The sequence below is a fragment of the Streptomyces sp. NBC_00390 genome (assembly GCF_036057275.1).
Taxonomy (GTDB): domain Bacteria; phylum Actinomycetota; class Actinomycetes; order Streptomycetales; family Streptomycetaceae; genus Streptomyces.
The window spans coordinates 3,846,526-3,864,465 of sequence record NZ_CP107945.1; the positions used below are offsets into that span (position 1 = coordinate 3,846,526).

Here is a 17,940-nt window from a genome sequence, read left to right on the forward strand (position 1 = left end):
GGGCGCTGCCCGCGGGCGCTTTGGGCAAAGAGCGGGAAACATCCCCTCCCCCGGGCATCGCGGGCAGACCAGCGTGCCCTATTCCTCCGTCGACGCCTTCGCGGAAGCGGCCGTCTTCTTGGCAGCGGCGGCCGTGGTCTTCGCGGACGCCGTCTTGGCCGTGGTCGTCTTCTTCGCAGCCGTCTTCTTCGCCGTGGTGGTCTTCTTCGCAGCGGTCTTCTTGGCCGCCGTCTTCTTCGCCGGAGCCTTCTTCGCCGTCTTCTTGGCGGGCCCCTTGGCGCGCTTCTCAGCCAGCAGTTCGTATCCGCGCTCCGGCGTGATGTCCTCGACGCTGTCGCCGGTCCGCAGCGTCGCGTTCGTCTCGCCGTCGGTGACGTACGGGCCGAAGCGGCCGTCCTTGACGACCACAGGGCGCTCGCTGACCGGGTCGGTGCCCAGCTCCTTCAGCGGCGGCTTGGCGGCTGCCCGGCCGCGCTGCTTCGGCTGCGCGTAGATCGCCAGGGCCTCGTCCAGCGTGATGGTGAAGAGCTGGTCCTCGGTCTCCAGCGAGCGCGAGTCCGTGCCCTTCTTCAGATACGGGCCGTAGCGGCCGTTCTGCGCGGTGATCTCGACGCCTTCCGCGTCGGTGCCGACCACCCGCGGCAGGGACATCAGCTTCAGCGCGTCCTCGAGCGTGACCGTGTCCGGCGTCATGTTCTTGAAGAGCGAGGCGGTGCGCGGCTTGACCGCGTTCTTGCCGGTCTTCGGGGTGCCCTCGGGCAGGATCTCCGTGACGTACGGGCCGTAGCGCCCGTCCTTCGCGACGATCTGATTGCCGCTGACCGGGTCGGTGCCCAGCTCGAAGTCGCCGCTCGGCTTGGCCAGCAGCTCCTCCGCGAACTCCACGGTGAGCTCGTCCGGCGCCAGGTCGGCGGGGACGTCTGCCCGCTGGTGGCCTTCCGCGTCCTTCTCACCGCGCTCGATGTACGGGCCGTAGCGGCCGACACGCAGCACGATCCCGCTGCCCACGGGGAAGCTGGAGATCTCCCGGGCGTCGATCGCGCCGAGGTCGGTCACCAGCTCCTTGAGGCCGCCGAGGTGGTCGCCGTCACCGTTGCCCGCCTCGGAGGCGGCACCGGCCGCGTCTCCCTCGCCGAAGTAGAAGCGCTTCAGCCACGGCACGGCCTGCGCCTCACCGCGGGCGATGCGGTCGAGGTCGTCCTCCATCTTGGCGGTGAAGCTGTAGTCGACCAGCCGGCCGAAGTGCTTCTCCAGCAGATTGACCACGGCGAAGGACAGGAAGGACGGGACGAGTGCCGTGCCCTTCTTGAAGACATAGCCGCGGTCGAGGATGGTGCCGATGATCGAGGCGTAGGTCGACGGGCGGCCGATCTCGCGCTCTTCGAGCTCCTTGACCAGCGAGGCCTCGGTGTAGCGGGCGGGCGGCTTGGTGGCGTGCCCGTCGGCGGAGATCTCCTCGGCGGACAGCGCGTCGCCCTCGGTGACCTGCGGCAGACGCCGCTCGCGGTCGTCGAGTTCGGCGTTGGGGTCGTCGGCGCCTTCGACGTAGGCCTTCATGAAGCCGTGGAAGGTGATCGTCTTGCCGGACGCGGTGAACTCGGCGTCGCGGCCGTCGGTCGCCCGGCCGCCGATGCGGACGGTGACGCTGTTGCCGACGGCGTCCTTCATCTGGGAGGCGACGGTCCGCTTCCAGATCAGCTCGTACAGCCTGAACTGGTCGCCGGTCAGGCCGGTCTCGGCGGGCGTGCGGAAACGATCACCCGAGGGGCGGATCGCCTCGTGCGCCTCCTGCGCGTTCTTGACCTTGCCGGCGTAGACACGGGGCTTCTCGGGCAGGTAGTCGGCTCCGTACAGCTGGGTCACCTGCGCCCGCGCCGCCGAGACGGCGGTGTCGGAGAGCGTCGTGGAGTCCGTACGCATATAGGTGATGAAGCCGTTCTCGTACAGCTTCTGCGCGACCTGCATGGTGGCCTTGGCCCCGAAGCCGAGCTTCCGGGAGGCCTCCTGCTGCAGCGTCGTCGTACGGAATGGGGCGTACGGAGAGCGGCGGTACGGCTTGGACTCGACCGAGCGCACGGCGAACGACGTGTCGGCGAGCGCGGCGGCCAGGGAGCGGGCGCTCGCCTCGTCGAGGTGGAGCACCTGGCCGGACTTGAGCCGGCCGTCCGGGCCGAAGTCGCGGCCCTGGGCGACGCGCTGCCCGTCGACCGTGTTCAGGCGGGCGGTGAGCGTGGAGGGGTCGGACACGTCGCCGGCCCGGCCGGTCGCGAAGGTGCCGGTCAGGTCCCAGTACTCGGCGGAGCGGAAGGCGATGCGCTCGCGCTCGCGCTCGACGACGAGCCGGGTCGCCACGGACTGGACACGCCCGGCGGACAGCCGCGGCATGACCTTCTTCCACAGGACGGGCGAGACCTCGTAGCCGTAGAGACGGTCGAGGATCCGGCGGGTCTCCTGGGCGTCCACCATGCGCTGGTTGAGCTCGCGCGGGTTGGCGACAGCCTCGCGGATCGCGTCCTTGGTGATCTCGTGGAAGACCATGCGGTGGACGGGCACCTTGGGCTTGAGGACCTCGAGGAGGTGCCACGCGATGGCCTCGCCCTCGCGGTCCTCATCGGTGGCGAGGTAGAGCTCGTCGGATTCGGCGAGCTGCTCCTTGAGCTTCCTGACCTGCGCCTTCTTGTCGGCGTTGACGACATAGATGGGCTGGAAGTCGCGCTCGACGTCGACGCCGAGGCGGCGCACCTCACCGGTGTACTTATCCGGCACCTCGGCGGCGCCGTTCGGCAGGTCGCGGATGTGCCCGACGCTCGCCTCGACGACATAGCCGGGGCCGAGATAGCCCTTGATCGTCTTCGCCTTGGCAGGCGACTCGACGATCACGAGTCGGCGGCCGCCCTGTGCGGTCTCGCTGGTCGGGGACAACTTCGCTCTTCTCTCCGTGTCGACGCTGGTGGGCACTCACGGCAGTACGGCACGGCGTACGGCGCTGCTGTGGCGCTGCTGTCGCTGCGGAGTGTGACGGTACAACCCGCCCCCGTGTCAAACGGCAAAAGCCCGCAACGGCCACTCGAACGGTAACCCGAGTCAAGCCATTCCTGCCGCCCGGACCGGCACGTCGCCTCCCTGGCGCCCACGTCACAGGCGGCCGAAGCACCACACCCCGAGAGAAAGGAAGAGCGTTCCGAACAGAGCGGCGAAGGCGACGGCGGTGGCAGGACTCACTCCGTGCGCGACCGGCGCACGGTGCTTCAGGCGTGCACCCGTCCACAGCAGCAGCCCGGCTCCGAACAGCGTGAATGCCGTCCCGGCGAAGATCGCTGGCCCGCTCTCCATGCCCGTACCGGTCCTTCCCTGGTGCCGACGGTCCGCCCGGAGCGAGGCTGGCACCTCCGCGCGTCATCGGCGCGAATTCGGGGTGAACGCCCTGTGGGTTCACCCGCCCGGTCGCAGGCGGTGACCACTACCGGGCGTCCAGTCACCGGGAAGCAGACGGGCGAAGCGGCCAGAAACCGAACATTGGCCGGAATCCCCTCATGGAGCGGCCGGTTCCAGGAACCCCTCCTCCACCAACAGTCGTAGCGCCTGCGGCGTACGGTCACGCAGCAGCACCGGGTCCTCGTCGATCAACTGGGCGATCGCGTCGAGAATCCGCCCGGCGGTCAGCGTCCCGTCGCACACCCCCGCGAACCCGGCCGCGACCGTGTCGACCTTGGTGGCGCGGCGCATACCGCGGTTCTGCCGCAGGACCACATGCTCGGGGTCCTCCGCGCCCGGCAGCCCGACCTGCTCCTGAACGACCTCCGGGGCCAGCCGGAAGCGCCCGGCGAGCAGGTCCGCGTCATCATGCGTGCGCAGATAGTCCTGCCGGTCGAAGTGCGCGCGCACGCTCGGCCCGAGCGGCTGCTCGACGGGATGCGGCCACTCCTCGGCGACGATCGACGGCTGATCGGAGCCGGACTTGCGCAGCGTGATCCACCCGAAGCCGACCGCCTTGGTCTTGCGCCGCTCGAAGTCGTCCAGCCATGCGTCGTACCGCGCCGCGTACTGCGCAGGGTCGGCGCGGTGGTCCCCGCTGTCGCGCAGCCACAGTTCGGCGTACTGCGTCACGTCCTGCACCTCGCGCTGCACGATCCATGCGTCACAGCCGCGCGGCACCCACGAGCGCAGCCGCTCCTGCCAGTCCTCCCCCGCCATGTGCTGCCAGTTGGCGAGGAACTGCGCATACCCACCGTCGTTCAGCCTCGCGCCTGCCTGCTGAACGAGCGTGCGGCACAGATCGTCCCCGCCCATCCCGCCGTCCCGGTAGGTCAGCCGGGCACCGGGAGAGATCACGAAGGGCGGGTTCGACACGATCAGGTCGTACATGTCGTCCCCGACAGGCTCGAAGAGCGAGCCCTCGCGCAGATCGGCCGGCTGCGCGCCGGAGAGCGCGAGCGTGAGCCGGGTGAAGTCCAGCGCGCGCGGGTTGAGATCGGTGGCCGTCACCCGCGTCGCATGCTGGGTGGCATGGAGCGCCTGGATGCCGGAACCGGTGCCCAGGTCGAGCGCGGCTGTCACGGGCGTACGCACGGTGATGCCGGCGAGCGTGGTGGAGGCACCGCCGACCCCGAGGACGACGCCTTCTCCCTGACCGCTCGCGCCGCCCGCGCCGCCGACCGCGCAGCCGAGGTCGGACACGATGAACCAGTCCTGGCCTTCCGGGCCGCCGTACGGCCGGACGTCCACGGTGGCCCGGATCTCGTCACCGTCCCGCACCGTCCAGCCGTCGGCGAGACACACCTCCAGCGGCAGCGCCGCCCGCGCGCGCTCGTACGGCACGGGGCGCTGGAGGAGAAACAGCCGTACGAGCGTCTCCAGGGCGCTGTCGCCGCGGGTGGCGCGCAGGGCGGGCACGGTCTCGCTGCGGGCCAGCGCGGCATAGGCGGGAGCGCCGAGCAGATCGAGCAGCCCGTCGGCGGTGAATGCGGCGGCGAGCAGAGCTTCGCGGAGTTGGGGCGAGTGGTCGGGCGCGGGAAGTCTGGTCGTACTCACCCGCCCATTGTGGCCGTAGCCACTGACAAGCGCCGCACGGCCCGGGCCCGGTACTCAGGCCCGGGCCCGGGCCGTGTGGTCTGCTCGTGGTGTGCGCCTGCCGGTGCGCTGGTTACGACTTGGCGGACGCCTTGGGTGACTCCTTCGCGGAAGCCTTCCCGGACCGGGATGCCGAGGGGGACGGGGCGGCCTCGGTCTTGCCCGGCGACGGGGCGGAGGAGGCGCCCGCTGCGGGGCTGGACGTCTTGACGCTCTTGCAGCCCGGCTGCTGTGCCACTGCCTGGCCGACCTCGCTCTTCGTCAGCTTGTCCAGCGCGGCGGTGTCCATGCGGCCGATCCTCTTCAGACCGTCCGCGACCTCCGCCAGACCGTCGGCGAACTTCTGCTGGTCCTTGGCGTCGAGGGCGTCGACCTTCTTCTTCAGCTCGAGATACGCCTTGGCCGCCGCGTCGAACTCCTTGGCCACGTCCTGCTGGAGCTGCTCACCGTTCTCGATCGGAGGCGCGCCTGCGTCCCTGGCCGCCGCCGCGAGCGCCTTGCCCACTTGGGCGAAGTCCTGGAATGCCTTGGAGTCGGCGGCCTGGATGTCGGCCGGCTTGCCGTCGGCGGCCGTCGCGGCGATGGACTGCTGGGCCGCGGCCCTCTTCTGGAACTGCGGCTGGGCCTGGTCGCAGAACGTCTTGGCCCAGGCATCCACCTTGTCGTCGCCGTCGCCCGTGCAGCCCGACAGCGCCAGTACCAGTACCGCACCGCCGGACAGTGCGGCTGCAAGCTTCTTGTTCACCGGATCGGTCCCTTCCAAGGCTCTCGGCCCCGGAAGATACACGCCAAGCGGGCGACAGCCGCATGCAGTACGTCCGGTGCATGGGCTATTGAAGCCATTTGCACCAAGGGAGACAAGGCTCACCCGGACGGGCGAACGGGCGGGCAGACGCGTCGATCCGCGCTGCCCGCCCGCCCTTTGAGCCGACGTCAGGAAACCACCGCAGGATCGGGCGACTTGGCGTTCCGCTCCGCGGAGTTGCCTTCGTCACCCACTGCGATACCGCGCCGCTTGGAGACGTACACGGAGCCGACGATGATCAGGATCGCAACAACCGCGACCACCGCCCGTACGCCCGCGCTGGCGTCGTCCCCGTAGCTGAACTGGACGACCGCGGGGGCGATCAGCAGCGCCACGAGGTTCATCACCTTCAGCAGGGGGTTGATGGCAGGACCCGCGGTGTCCTTGAACGGGTCACCCACCGTGTCACCGATGACCGTCGCGGCGTGCGCCTCGCTTCCCTTGCCGCCGTGGTGACCGTCCTCGACCAGCTTCTTGGCGTTGTCCCACGCGCCACCGGAGTTGGCGAGGAAGACAGCCATGAGTGTGCCGGTGCCGATCGCGCCGGCGAGGAACGAGCCGAGCGCCCCGACTCCGAGCGAGAAGCCGATCGCGATCGGGGTCAGTACGGCGAGCAGGCCGGGTGTGGTCAGTTCGCGCAGGGCATCCTTGGTGCAGATGTCGACGACGCGCCCGTACTCCGGCTTCTCGGAGTAGTCCATGATCCCGGGGTGCTCGCGGAACTGCCGCCGCACCTCGTAGACCACCGCGCCCGCGGAGCGGGACACCGCGTTGATGGCGAGCCCGGAGAAGAGGAAGACGACCGCGGCGCCGAGGATCAGTCCCACCAGGTTGTTGGGCTGGGAGATGTCCATCACCAGGTTCATCGGTGCGCCGTCGCCGACCTTCTCGCCGACTTCCCGGGCCGCGGTCGCGATGGCGTCGCGGTACGAGCCGAAGAGTGCCGCTGCCGCGAGAACGGCGGTGGCGATGGCGATGCCCTTGGTGATGGCCTTGGTGGTGTTGCCGACCGCGTCCAGGTCGGTGAGGACCTGGGCGCCGGCACCCGTGACGTCGCCGGACATCTCGGCGATGCCCTGGGCGTTGTCGGAGACCGGGCCGAAGGTGTCCATGGCGACGATGACGCCGACGGTGGTGAGCAGGCCGGTACCGGCCAGCGCCACCGCGAAGAGCGCCAGAATGATCGACGTACCACCGAGCAGGAACGCGCCGTAGACGCCGAGGCCGATCAACAGCGCGGTATAGACGGCGGATTCGAGGCCGATGGAGATACCGGCGAGCACGACGGTCGCGGGTCCGGTGAGCGAGGACTTGCCGATGTCGCGGACAGGACGCCGGTTGGTCTCGGTGAAGTACCCGGTCAGCTGCTGGATCAGCGCGGCCAGCACGATGCCGATGGCGACGGCGACAAGCGCGAAAATGCGCGGGTCTCCGTCGTGCGCCCGGACCGCGGCATCGGAGACACCGTCCAACTCGGCGTACGAGGACGGCAGATAGATAAACGCCGCGAGCGCGACCAGGGCGAGCGAGATCGCCGCGGAGATGAAGAATCCGCGGTTGATGGCCGTCATTCCGCTGCGGTCGGCGCGCCGCGGGGCGACCGCGAAGATACCGATCATCGCGGTGACCACGCCGATCGCCGGGACGATCAGCGGGAAGGCGAGTCCGGCATCACCGAAGGCCGCCGTGCCGAGGATGAGCGCCGCGACCAGGGTCACGGCGTACGACTCGAAGAGGTCGGCGGCCATGCCCGCGCAGTCGCCCACGTTGTCGCCCACGTTGTCGGCGATGGTCGCGGCGTTGCGCGGGTCGTCCTCGGGGATGCCCTGTTCCACCTTTCCGACGAGGTCGGCGCCGACGTCGGCCGCCTTGGTGAAGATGCCGCCGCCGACACGCATGAACATGGCAATAAGCGCGGCGCCGAGGCCGAAGCCCTCGAGCACCTTGGGGGCGTCGGCCGCGTAGACAAGAACCACACAGGAGGCACCGAGCAGGCCGAGGCCCACCGTGAACATGCCGACCACGCCTCCCGTACGGAAAGCGATCTTCATGGCCTTGTGTGCGACGGCCGTCAGATCCTTTTCCGGCTCTCCCTCCGCGGGTGTCGCTTCACGCGCGGCCGCGGCCACACGCACATTGCTTCTTACGGCAAGACGCATGCCGATGTATCCGGTGGCCGCCGAGAAGAGGGCGCCCACCAGGAAGAACACCGAACGCCCTGCCCGCTGCGACCAGTTGTCGGCCGGAAGCAGCAACAGCAGGAAGAACACCACGACGGCGAAGACGCCGAGCGTGCGCAACTGCCGTGCCAGATAGGCATTCGCGCCTTCCTGGACCGCGGCCGCGATCTTCTTCATGGAATCCGTGCCCTCGCCGGCGGCCAGCACCTGGCGCACCAGCAGCTGGGCGACGACCAGCGCCGCCAGCGCGACGGCCGCGATGACAAACACGATCAAACGGTTGTCGTCCGTGAGTACCGCGGCAGCGAGAGAAGTTGGGTGATCGATCAGCTCTGGGTTGAAGAGCCCCGCCATTCGTCCTCCTTGACGTTCAGAGCTCAAGATGTGGACGGATTGTAGGGAGCGGAACCTGATCAAAACAGGGCGCGGTAAATGTAATTGACCTTGACTTGCTACTCAGCAAATGATCGCGCCTCGAAACTCCCCCCGAAAGCGGTAATGGGGCAAAAGCATTGACGCTTGATCGACGATCTAGGAAATGCGACAGGGGTCCTGCTCAGCGGCGCCCCGCCCGCTGCGGAATGACTGAAGAATCAGAAGATCAATAGGCCGGTCGGGCGACAACGGAACGCCGGGCCCCCGATCGGCCGGACGGGTGAGGCCACGGCCGAACGTCCGAAGGACGCCGGTCGTCGTGGGCCGTGGAGGCGGTGGCGAGGGCGTCTCGGGGCCGGGGACGGGCCGGCCCGCTCCGGCGTGTCGTGGCACGGGGCGGGTCCGGCCGCCTCAGGGCAGGGTCAGGACGGTCGCCGCGGATTCGTAGCGGCGCAGGGACCGTCGGTGCCACCGGGACACCGCGGACGGACGGCACGCGCGACACGGCGCACGTGGGGGCATGCCGATGCCCGACCAGTCCGGCCCGCCGAGCAGGGGTGGGCCGGCAGTGCGATGCGGGCGATGCGGCACCTCGCCGTGGCAGGGCGAGGATCAACCTGATGCACGACGCCCACGCGGCGCAGGGGGACGGGGGCCCGCCCATCGGGGGCGTCAGCCGGAGAGGTCAGGTCCGTCAGAAGTCGGGCCCATCAAGCGCCACGGCCCCGGACAGGGCGGCGCAGAGCGCGAGGCAGGGGCACGGAGGGCCACACAGCCACATCACAGCAGCCGCGGACAAGGGGCAGGCTCCGTCCGGGCTTGGGGCCCGGAGGGGGCGTCAGGGGGTCAGCAGGCCCGACCCAGGCGCGGGTCAGTCGTGTCCAGCGCGTCGCCACCCGGGCACGGACGGCCACCGTCAGGACATCGCGGCACCCGGTGTCGCGGGCCAGCTCATCCGGATCACTCCGCCGTCGTCGGACGACGAGACCTCCACGTCGTCGACGAGGCCGCTGATGACAGCGAGGCCCATGTGATCCTCGCCCTCGTCCGAGTCCTCCTCCACCGCGGTGGCCCGCACGCCAGGGACGTCAGCGGCGCCGCCCACCGCGCTCGGGACCTCGTCGCCGACCTCGATGGAGAAAACCTTCTCCTCTTCGGACAGCACGACCCGGACGGGGGCGGTGATGCCATGACTGCGATGCAGCCCCACCGCGCGGCTGCATGCCTCGCCCACCGCGAGCCGGACCTCGTCCAGCACCGCCTCGTCGACCCCGGCCCGGCGAGCCACAGCAGCGGCCACAAGACGGGCCGTCCTGACATGCTCAGGCTGGGCGCTGAAGCGGAGCTCAACGGTGGCCATGCAAGATCCCCCTCGGACGTACGAGCGTGCACATCTGGGGCCCGGGCTGGATGCCCGGTCCCCCTTCCTGCTTCCGGCAGCCTCCGGCCGACGTCAGTCGGTCGCGGCGACGGCTTCGTCGACCGTGGTGTGGATGGGGAACACCTTGGTCAGGCCCGTGATCCGGAAGATCTTGAGAATGCGCTCCTGGTTGCAGACCAGGCGCAGCGAGCCTTCGTGCGCGCGGACGCGCTTGAGGCCACCCACAAGCACGCCGAGACCGGTGGAGTCGAGGAAATCCACGCCCTCCATATCGACAACCAGGTGGTAGCTGCCGTCGTTCACCAACTCGACCAACTGCTCGCGCAGCTTGGGCGCGGTATACACATCAATCTCGCCACCAACCTCGACAACCGTACGGTCGCCACCAGGGCCGGACACATTGCGAGTCGACAGGGACAGGTCCACGGATCCTCCAGCACCTTGCTATCGGGCGGCCGCCCTTCAGGTCTCCCCGACGGAGCCGGAGGACGATCGCCAGCCGCAATGGCATTCAATCACTTACCAGCAGCCATGCACGACGCCTTGGGACCATTGTCCGTCACGCCAGTGACACACTCGGTGCCGATGGCCAAGAATCACCGTCCCAGTCGGCCTCCCGAGAGCGGGACGACACGCCCCTCCCCCAGTACGGTCCTCGACCGGCTCGCCGCGGGAGCGAACCGGGCTGCGCGCATCACTCATACGGAGCACTTGCCCCCGCGACCGGGCAGGCATGCCGTCTGGCCCGACCGCATCCGCTCCGAAGTGATCAGCGCCATCCAGCAGGCCGGCGTCGAGCACCCGTGGGCCCACCAGGCCACCGCAGCCGAGCACGCCCTGGACGGCGAGTCGGTCGTGATCGCCACCGGCACCGCGTCCGGCAAGTCCCTGGCCTATCTCGCCCCTGTCCTCAGCACCCTCCTCGACGGGTCCGAGGCAGCCAACGGCCGGGGCGCCACCGCCCTGTATCTCGCTCCGACCAAGGCCCTCGCCGCCGATCAGTGCCGCGCCGTCAAGGAGCTGGCCGCCCCCCTCGGCAACCGCGTCCGCCCCGCCGTCTACGACGGCGACACGCCGGTCGAGGAACGCGAATGGGTGCGCCAGTACGCTACCTACGTCCTCACCAACCCGGACATGCTGCACCGCGGGATACTCCCTTCCCACCCCCGCTGGTCCTCCTTCCTGCGCTCCCTGCGCTATGTCGTCATCGACGAGTGCCACACCTACCGGGGCGTCTTCGGCTCCCATGTCGCCCAAGTGCTGCGCCGCCTGCGCCGCGTATGTGCCCGCTACGGCGCGAGCCCCGTCTTCCTGCTCGCCTCCGCCACCGCCGCGGAACCCTCGCGGGCGGCGGGCAGGCTCACCGGTCTGCCCGTCCAGGAGGTCGCCGACGACGCTTCACCCCGCGGCGAACTCGTCTTCGCCCTCTGGGAGCCGCCGCTCACCGAACTGCACGGTGAGAAGGGCGCACCGGTCCGCCGTACCGCGACGGCCGAGACCGCCGACCTGCTCACCGACCTGACCGTGCAGGGGGTACGCACCGTCGCGTTCGTACGCTCCCGGCGCGGCGCCGAGCTCATCTCCGTGATCACCAAGGAGCGGCTGGCAGAGGTCGACCGCTCCCTGCCCCAGCGCGTCGCCGCCTACCGCGGCGGCTACTTGCCCGAGGAGCGCCGCGCCCTGGAAAGGGCTCTGCACTCCGGCGAGCTTCTCGGCCTGGCCGCCACCACTGCACTCGAACTCGGCGTGGACGTGTCCGGTCTGGATGCCGTCGTCATCGCCGGCTACCCCGGAACCCGGGCCTCGCTGTGGCAGCAGGCAGGCCGGGCAGGACGCTCGGGCCAGGGCGCCCTGGCCGTCCTGGTGGCCCGTGACGACCCGCTGGACACCTTCCTCGTCCACCACCCCGAGGCGCTGTTCCAGCAGCCGGTGGAGTCCACCGTGCTCGACCCGGACAATCCCTACGTCCTTGCCCCCCATCTGTGCGCCGCGGCCGCCGAACTCCCGCTCACGGAGCCCGACCTGGAGCTCTTCGGCCCTGCCGCCGCCGGCCTGATGCCCCAGCTCGAAGCCGCGAAGCTGCTGCGCCGGCGCGCCTCCGGCTGGCACTGGACCCGCCGGGAACGGGCCGCCGATCTGACCGACATCCGTGGCGCCGGCGGGCGCCCGGTCCAGATCGTCGAGGCCGCCACCGGAAGGCTCCTCGGTACGGTCGACGAGTCGGCCGCCCACACCGCCGTCCACGACGGCGCCGTCCACCTCCACCAGGGCCGTACGTACCTGGTGATCCGCCTGGACCTGGAGGATTCGGCCGCCTTGGTCGAGGAGGCCAGTCCGCCGTACTCCACCACCGCCCGCGACACCACCTCCATCTCCGTGCTCGAGACCGACATCGAGATCCCATGGGGCGACGGGCGCCTTTGCTACGGCTCCGTGGAAGTCACCAACCAGGTCGTCTCTTTCCTGCGCCGCAAGCTCATCACCGGCGAGGTGCTCGGCGAGTCCAAGCTCGACCTGCCGCCGCGCACGCTGCGCACCCGGGCCGTGTGGTGGACGGTCACCGAGGACCAGTTGGACGCCGCCCGGATCAATCCGGAGCAGCTGGGCGGCGCCCTGCACGCTGCCGAGCACGCCTCGATCGGCATGCTGCCGCTGTTCGCCACCTGCGACCGCTGGGACATCGGCGGGGTCTCGGTCCCGCTGCATCCCGACACACTGCTGCCGACGGTCTTCGTCTACGACGGCCATCCGGGTGGCGCGGGCTTCTCGGAACGCGCCTTCCATACGGCTCGCGAATGGCTGGCCGCCACCCGCGAGGCGATTGCGTCCTGCGAGTGCGAGGCGGGCTGCCCGTCCTGTGTGCAGTCCCCCAAGTGCGGCAACGGCAATGACCCCCTGCACAAACGAGGCGCGGTCCGGCTGCTCACGGAACTGCTCCGGGGAGCCCCGGAGCGGAAGCCTGAAGCGCCCACGGACCCGGCAGCCCCTGACGGCTCCGCGACCCCTGCGCCCGCGACCAGGCCGGCGGATCTCCCGCCGGACCGGACTCCCTAGCGGCAGCACTCCCGGGCGGGCGGCGGGACGGCGTGCCGGCGGCGCCGTCGCTCCCGCCCTGGTCGGCCAGGGCCGGCGGGCCCGCCCGAGACCTGACCGCCGGTGCGTACGGGCCGAAGCGGGCCCGCGCCGTCACATCGGCGATCTCGCCCGCCACGGCGCACCGCACCACCTCCGCGCCCTGGGCCCTGGCCAGTGCCGCTGCCTTCCCGCACGCCATCGCCGCGCCGTGCAGCGCGTGGTCGGCCGCGGCAAGCGCCGCCAAGTCCGCGGCGGCTCCCGCGCGGTGCCGGGCGACCACCGCCTGCCCCATGGCCAGCACGACTGCGAAAACCACGCACAAGGTCGTTGTCGCCATGGCCACCCACACCGTGGCCGAGCCCCGGTCCCGGTTCACGGCGCCGCCCCCACGGACCCCCGCCGCGAGGTGCCCTCGGCGACGGCGTTCCGAGCCCCGGCGTCCTCGGGTACGGCGTCCTCGGCCGGCGCAACCGCCTCGGCGCTGAGCGTCATGTCCAGCGCGCCCGGCCCCGGAGTGTCCGCCTCGACACGCACCCGCCACAGGTCCTCGGCCCTCGCCAGACTGACCCTCGCCCCGCTCGGGGCCGCGGACCGGGCGGCGGCGACGGCCGCCGCCTCCGGCTCGGACCGTGCGGCCGCACGAGCTCCGGCCCGCGCCGCGTCCACGCACTGGATCTGTGCACACACGGCCGTCAGCGCCCAGATCAGCGCCATCGCGAACAGCACCAGGGCCGGCACCGCCACCGCCGCCTCCGCCGTCACCGACCCTTTGTCGCGGGGGTCAGAACTGCGCATTGAGCGCCTTGCCGATCACCGACTCGAGCGCGCCCGAGACAGTCTCACTGGTGACGATCTTGTACAGGACGGCCGCGAAGGCGCAGGCCGCGATCGTCCCCATGGCGTACTCGGAAGTCGTCATCCCCCTGTCCGTACGCATCCTGCGCGTGAGTCGGTGCAGGTGCATTCGCATTGCGTTCCACATGCCGGTCCTCCAACTGTTGAATGTCCATTGGTCAGTTGCTCAGTTGCCCTGCAGCAGCCCGCCCGCCAGGCCGATCACCACCGGCGCCACTCCGACCGCCAGGAAGGCGGGCAGGAAGCACAGCCCCACGGGCGCGGTGATCAGCACCTGGGCCTTTCGGCCACGGGCGGCCACCGCCCGGGCCCGGTCCGCCCGGAAGCGCTCCGCCAGCCGTGCCACGGGTTCCGCCGCGGGTGCGCCCGTGGAGTCGGCCCGCTCCAGACAGCGGGCCAAGGGCCCGGCACCCGGTATCCGGCCGAACCACCCCCAGGCCTGGGCCGGTTCGCCACCGAGGCGCAGCTCCGCAGCCGCCCGCTCCAGCCTCTCGCCCACCGGGCCGCCCAGCGACTCCCCGACAGCCTCCGCCGCCTCGCGCGGACCGGCTCCGGCCGAGATGCAGGCGGCCAGCAGATCTGCGGCGAGCGGCAGTTGACGTGAGGCTCCCGCATCCCGCGCACCTGCGTCCGTCCCCGTACCGGCCGCTGCACCGGCGGTCCGCTCGCGGCGCCGCTGCCATTGCCACACCCCGTAGGCCCCGGCGACCCCCACCGATGCGCCGATCACCCCGCCGACCAGAACGAACCCTGTGATCGCGGCGCCTGCGGGTCCTGCCCAGCACCTGGCCCACTTCCTGTACTGCGGCCGCCATCCACGCCGGTTCGCGCACTGCGTCGACAGCAGTGCCTCCACCCTCTTGCGCAACCGGCGTTCGCGTCGCTGCGCCGCCATCACGGAGGCAAGGCAGATCGCCGCTGACAGCACCGACACCGCGATCCCCAGCCTGTGCACGACTTCCCCGGTCACACCTCCTCCCCGGCTCGTACGATCCGCGCTGCCCAGCACAGCCCCGCCGCCTCCAGCAGTCCGCCGATCACCAGGCACGCGATGCCGGCCGGAGTGTGGAAGAGCACCTTCAAGGGATCGGCGCCGAGCGCCGCCCCCATCGCCAGGCCGGCCACCGGGAGCAGCGCCAGAAGCACGATGGTCGACCAGGCTCCGGCCAACTGGGCACGCAGGTCCTCCCGTTGATCCTGCTCAGCCCGCAGGGCCGCCTCCAGCCGGTCGAGCCCGGCTGCCAGCCCCGCGCCACCGTCCACCGCCACCCGCCAGCAGGCCGCGACTCCCGCCAACCCGTCCGCCCCCGGCTGCCGCGCCGCCTCACGCAACGCCTGCGGCACATCTCCTCCGAACCGGGCCGCCGCCAGGACGGCGGACTCCGCACCGCCCAGCACCGGTGTCGACCGGACTGCGGGCAGCAGCGCCTGGCCCGGCTGCAGCCCGGCCCGCAGCTCGCCCACCACCGCCGCGCACAGTGCGATGACCCCTGCTGCGCGCCGCTCCGCCTCCTTCCTGCGCGCCCCGGCCCGCAATCGGCGCCGCACCAGGGGCACGGCCGACACTCCGGCGATCAGTGGAAGTACGGACCCGGCCAGGACGGCGAGCACCAGTGCGGCAGGCACACACAGCCACTCCCGGCGCTGCCTCACTCCGACCAGCAGCCGCTCCCATGACAACCGGGAGGGCGCCGGTACCCCTGCGCCGCCCGCGAACAGCAGCCGCGCCCGCCGCAACCCCTGGTCCTGGCCGGTCACGAGCCAGACTGCCGCCCCTGCGCACACCGCCGCCGCGCACATCTCCTCGACACCCGCCGCGCCGATGCCCCTCACAGTGCATCCCCGACCAGCAGGCGCAGCTGTTCCCAGCCCCGCCCGAAGCCGAACCCCTCCGCGCCCCACCGCAGCGCGGGCACCGTGACCACGAGACCCGCCGCATCCCGCTCCAGTACACGGATCTCGTCGATCCGGCGACGCCCTCCGCCGTCCCGACCGAGATGGATCACCACCGAGAGGGCCGCCGCCAACTGGCTGTGCAGCGCTGCCCGGTCGAGCCCGGCCGCCGTCCCCAGCGCCTCCAGCCGGGCCGGCACATCGGCCGCCGCATTGGCGTGCACGGTGCCACAGCCGCCCTCGTGGCCGGTGTTGAGCGCGGCAAGCAGCTCGGTGACCTCCGCCCCGCGCACCTCCCCGACGACAAGCCGGTCGGGCCGCATGCGCAGCGCCTGGCGCACCAGGTCCTGCAAGGTCACCCTCCCGGCGCCCTCCTGGTTGGCTGTGCGCGACTCCAGCCTCACCACATGGGGATGGTCAGGCCTGAGCTCCGCCGAGTCCTCGGCCAGCACGATGCGCTCCCGCTCCCCGACCAGCCCCAGCAGGCTGGACAGCAGCGTCGTCTTGCCCGAGCCCGTACCGCCGCTGATCAGGAACGACAACCGGGCCTCCATCAGCGCCCGCAGCACCCGGTCACCGCCCGGCGGCACCGTCCCGGCCGCGACGAGCTCGCCCACCGTGAACGCCCTGGGCCGCACAACCCGCAGCGACAGACATGTCGAGCCGACGGCCACCGGCGGGATCACCGCGTGCATGCGCGTCCCGTCCGGCAGCCGGGCGTCCACCCACGGCCGGGCGTCGTCGAGGCGCCGCCCGGCCACGGCCGCGAGCCGTTGCGCCAGCCGCCGTACCGACGCGGCGTCCGTGAATGTCACCCCGGTGAGCTCAAGGCCCCGGCCCCGGTCCACCCACACCCGGTCGGGCGCGGACACCAGCACATCGGTCACGGACGGGTCGGCCAGCAATGGCTCCAACGGGCCCGTGCCCACCAGCTCGCACCGCAACTTCTCGGTGCCGCCCAGCACTTCGGTGTCGCTCAAGAGCCGCCCCTGCGCCCGCAGCGCGGCCGCCACCCGAGCCGGGGTCGGCTCCGCCCCGCTCTCCGCGAGCCGCTGCCGTACGGCGTCGAGCAGTCCCGCGCTCATGAGACACCGCCGCCGGCCAGCGCCCGCTCCCAGAAGGCCGTGCAGAACCTGGCGAGCGGACCGCGCCCGTGACCCGGCGGGGCTCCACCGTCCTGAGCGGCCGGCAGCCCCGCCTCCAAGGGCAGCTCACCGGCGAGCGGCAGCCCGAGGGCACCCGCCACCCACTGCTCGTCCAGTCCCGCGGCGTACGGCCCGCGAACCACCGCGCGCAGGTCCGGGAGCACCATGCCCACCATCGACGCCACCCGGTTCGCCGCGGCGACCGCACGGAGCTCGCCCGGCACCACCAGCAGCCCCAGATCCAGCTGGGCCAGCGCCTCCGCCACTCCCTCGTCGACCCGGCGCGGGAGGTCCACGACCACCACCCCGCCTCGCCGACGCGCGGCCGCAAGCACAGACCGCATCGCCTCTGGCGGGACGACGACCGAGTCGCCGCGGTCCCAGCTGAGCACGCGCAGGGAATGAAGCTCGGGGAGCGACTCCTCCAGCGCCCCGCCCGCGACCCTCCCCTTGGAGGTGGCGAAGTCGGGCCACCGTCTGCCCTCGGCCTGCTCGCCGCCGAGCAGCACATCGAGCCCGCCACCGAGCGGATCGCCGTCGACCAGCATGGTGCGCCGGCCGCTGCGTGCGGCGGTCACGGCAAGCGCACAGGCCAGCGTCGACGCCCCGGCGCCGCCTCGCCCGCCGATCACGCCGACGGTCAGCGCCTGCCGCCCCACTCCCTCGACGACATCGGCGATCCGGTCGACGAGCCAGCTCTCCGCTTCAGGCAGCCGCAGCACGCAGTCGGCGCCGATCTCGACCGCCCGACGCCATACGCCGGGGTCGTCCTGGTCATGGCCGACCAGAAGCACGCCGCGTCTGCGGGTGGCTCCCCGACAGCGCGCGGCCGCGTCGTCGCCGACGAGAATCAGCGGTGCGCCCTCCCAACTGCCCCTGCGCTCCGGCAGGCAGTGGTGCACTTCGGGCTCGGCTCCGGCCGCCGCGCACAGCCGCAGCAGATCATCGAGCAGCTCCGTGTCCCCGGTCACGATCAAGGGCCTGTCCCGCCGCCCTTCGGCGACCGGCGTACGGCTCGATGTGAGGGATCCAGCCACGTTCTCCATCCCCTTCCCACTGCGGTCCCGCACTCCGACGAGATCCGTGATTCCTTCGGTCCGCGAACTACGCGGCGGGAATGAGCGTGCAGCGCCCTGAAAAATCATGTGGATCTTGCTGAAA

14 protein-coding genes and 1 pseudogene are annotated in these 17,940 nt (G+C 71.3%); 1 reads left to right on the top strand and 14 read right to left on the bottom strand.

Going from position 1 to position 17,940, the window contains the following annotated elements; translation table 11 throughout:
* Positions 1 to 78: 78 nt before the first annotated feature.
* From topA to OHS70_RS16655, 7 genes are all read right to left on the bottom strand, one after another.
* Positions 79 to 2,922 (bottom strand): type I DNA topoisomerase, encoded by a 2,844-nt coding sequence (topA, locus tag OHS70_RS16625; RefSeq protein ID WP_328405672.1) that lies wholly within the window; start codon positions 2,920 to 2,922, stop codon positions 79 to 81.
* 213 nt (positions 2,923 to 3,135) lie between these two features.
* The gene (locus OHS70_RS16630; RefSeq protein WP_328398218.1) at positions 3,136 to 3,333 is read right to left on the bottom strand and encodes a hypothetical protein; all 198 of its coding nucleotides are present in this window, start codon (positions 3,331 to 3,333) and stop codon (positions 3,136 to 3,138) included.
* Positions 3,334 to 3,531: 198 nt separating this feature from the next.
* On the bottom strand, positions 3,532 to 5,031 hold the full coding sequence (locus tag OHS70_RS16635) for a class I SAM-dependent methyltransferase (protein WP_328398220.1): 1,500 nt from the start codon (positions 5,029 to 5,031) through the stop codon (positions 3,532 to 3,534).
* A gap of 112 nt (positions 5,032 to 5,143) precedes the next feature.
* Positions 5,144 to 5,815 carry a small secreted protein gene (locus tag OHS70_RS16640; protein WP_328398222.1) on the bottom strand — a complete coding sequence of 224 codons (672 nt, stop codon included), beginning with the start codon at positions 5,813 to 5,815 and terminating at the stop codon, positions 5,144 to 5,146.
* 188 nt (positions 5,816 to 6,003) lie between these two features.
* A complete protein-coding gene (locus tag OHS70_RS16645; RefSeq protein ID WP_328398224.1) occupies positions 6,004 to 8,409 on the bottom strand; it encodes a sodium-translocating pyrophosphatase in 2,406 nt (801 codons plus the stop codon).
* Between the two features lie 937 nt (positions 8,410 to 9,346).
* Positions 9,347 to 9,790: an ATP-binding protein gene (locus tag OHS70_RS16650; RefSeq protein ID WP_328398226.1), complete on the bottom strand. Its 444-nt coding sequence runs from the start codon at positions 9,788 to 9,790 to the stop codon at positions 9,347 to 9,349.
* 93 nt (positions 9,791 to 9,883) lie between these two features.
* On the bottom strand, positions 9,884 to 10,237 hold the full coding sequence (locus OHS70_RS16655) for an STAS domain-containing protein (protein WP_003967428.1): 354 nt from the start codon (positions 10,235 to 10,237) through the stop codon (positions 9,884 to 9,886).
* Between the two features lie 78 nt (positions 10,238 to 10,315).
* Here OHS70_RS16655 and OHS70_RS16660 point away from each other — a divergent pair, with 78 nt between their 5' ends.
* Complete coding sequence (locus OHS70_RS16660) at positions 10,316 to 12,865, top strand: DEAD/DEAH box helicase (RefSeq protein WP_328398228.1); 2,550 nt, start codon at positions 10,316 to 10,318, stop codon at positions 12,863 to 12,865.
* Between the two features lie 136 nt (positions 12,866 to 13,001).
* On the opposite strand, the pseudogene OHS70_RS16665 reads toward OHS70_RS16660, so the two are convergent.
* The 7 genes and pseudogenes from OHS70_RS16665 to ssd all read right to left on the bottom strand — a co-directional run.
* Positions 13,002 to 13,223: pseudogene (locus tag OHS70_RS16665) on the bottom strand (Rv3654c family TadE-like protein); the annotation flags it as partial.
* A gap of 35 nt (positions 13,224 to 13,258) precedes the next feature.
* On the bottom strand, positions 13,259 to 13,681 hold the full coding sequence (locus OHS70_RS16670) for a TadE family type IV pilus minor pilin (RefSeq protein ID WP_328398230.1): 423 nt from the start codon (positions 13,679 to 13,681) through the stop codon (positions 13,259 to 13,261).
* Positions 13,668 to 13,868, bottom strand: a complete 201-nt coding sequence (locus OHS70_RS16675; protein WP_328398232.1) for a DUF4244 domain-containing protein — start codon at positions 13,866 to 13,868, stop codon at positions 13,668 to 13,670. Before OHS70_RS16675 ends, OHS70_RS16670 begins: the two co-directional genes overlap by 14 nt.
* Before the next feature lie 39 nt (positions 13,869 to 13,907).
* Positions 13,908 to 14,711, bottom strand: a complete 804-nt coding sequence (locus tag OHS70_RS16680; RefSeq protein WP_328398234.1) for a type II secretion system F family protein — start codon at positions 14,709 to 14,711, stop codon at positions 13,908 to 13,910.
* Positions 14,708 to 15,541 (bottom strand): type II secretion system F family protein, encoded by an 834-nt coding sequence (locus OHS70_RS16685; RefSeq protein WP_328405674.1) that lies wholly within the window; start codon positions 15,539 to 15,541, stop codon positions 14,708 to 14,710. Before OHS70_RS16685 ends, OHS70_RS16680 begins: the two co-directional genes overlap by 4 nt.
* Positions 15,542 to 15,570: 29 nt before the next feature.
* On the bottom strand, positions 15,571 to 16,719 hold the full coding sequence (locus tag OHS70_RS16690; protein WP_328398236.1) for a TadA family conjugal transfer-associated ATPase: 1,149 nt from the start codon (positions 16,717 to 16,719) through the stop codon (positions 15,571 to 15,573).
* Complete coding sequence (gene ssd, locus OHS70_RS16695) at positions 16,716 to 17,825, bottom strand: septum site-determining protein Ssd (RefSeq protein ID WP_443062610.1); 1,110 nt, start codon at positions 17,823 to 17,825, stop codon at positions 16,716 to 16,718. Before ssd ends, OHS70_RS16690 begins: the two co-directional genes overlap by 4 nt.
* Positions 17,826 to 17,940 lie beyond the last annotated feature (115 nt).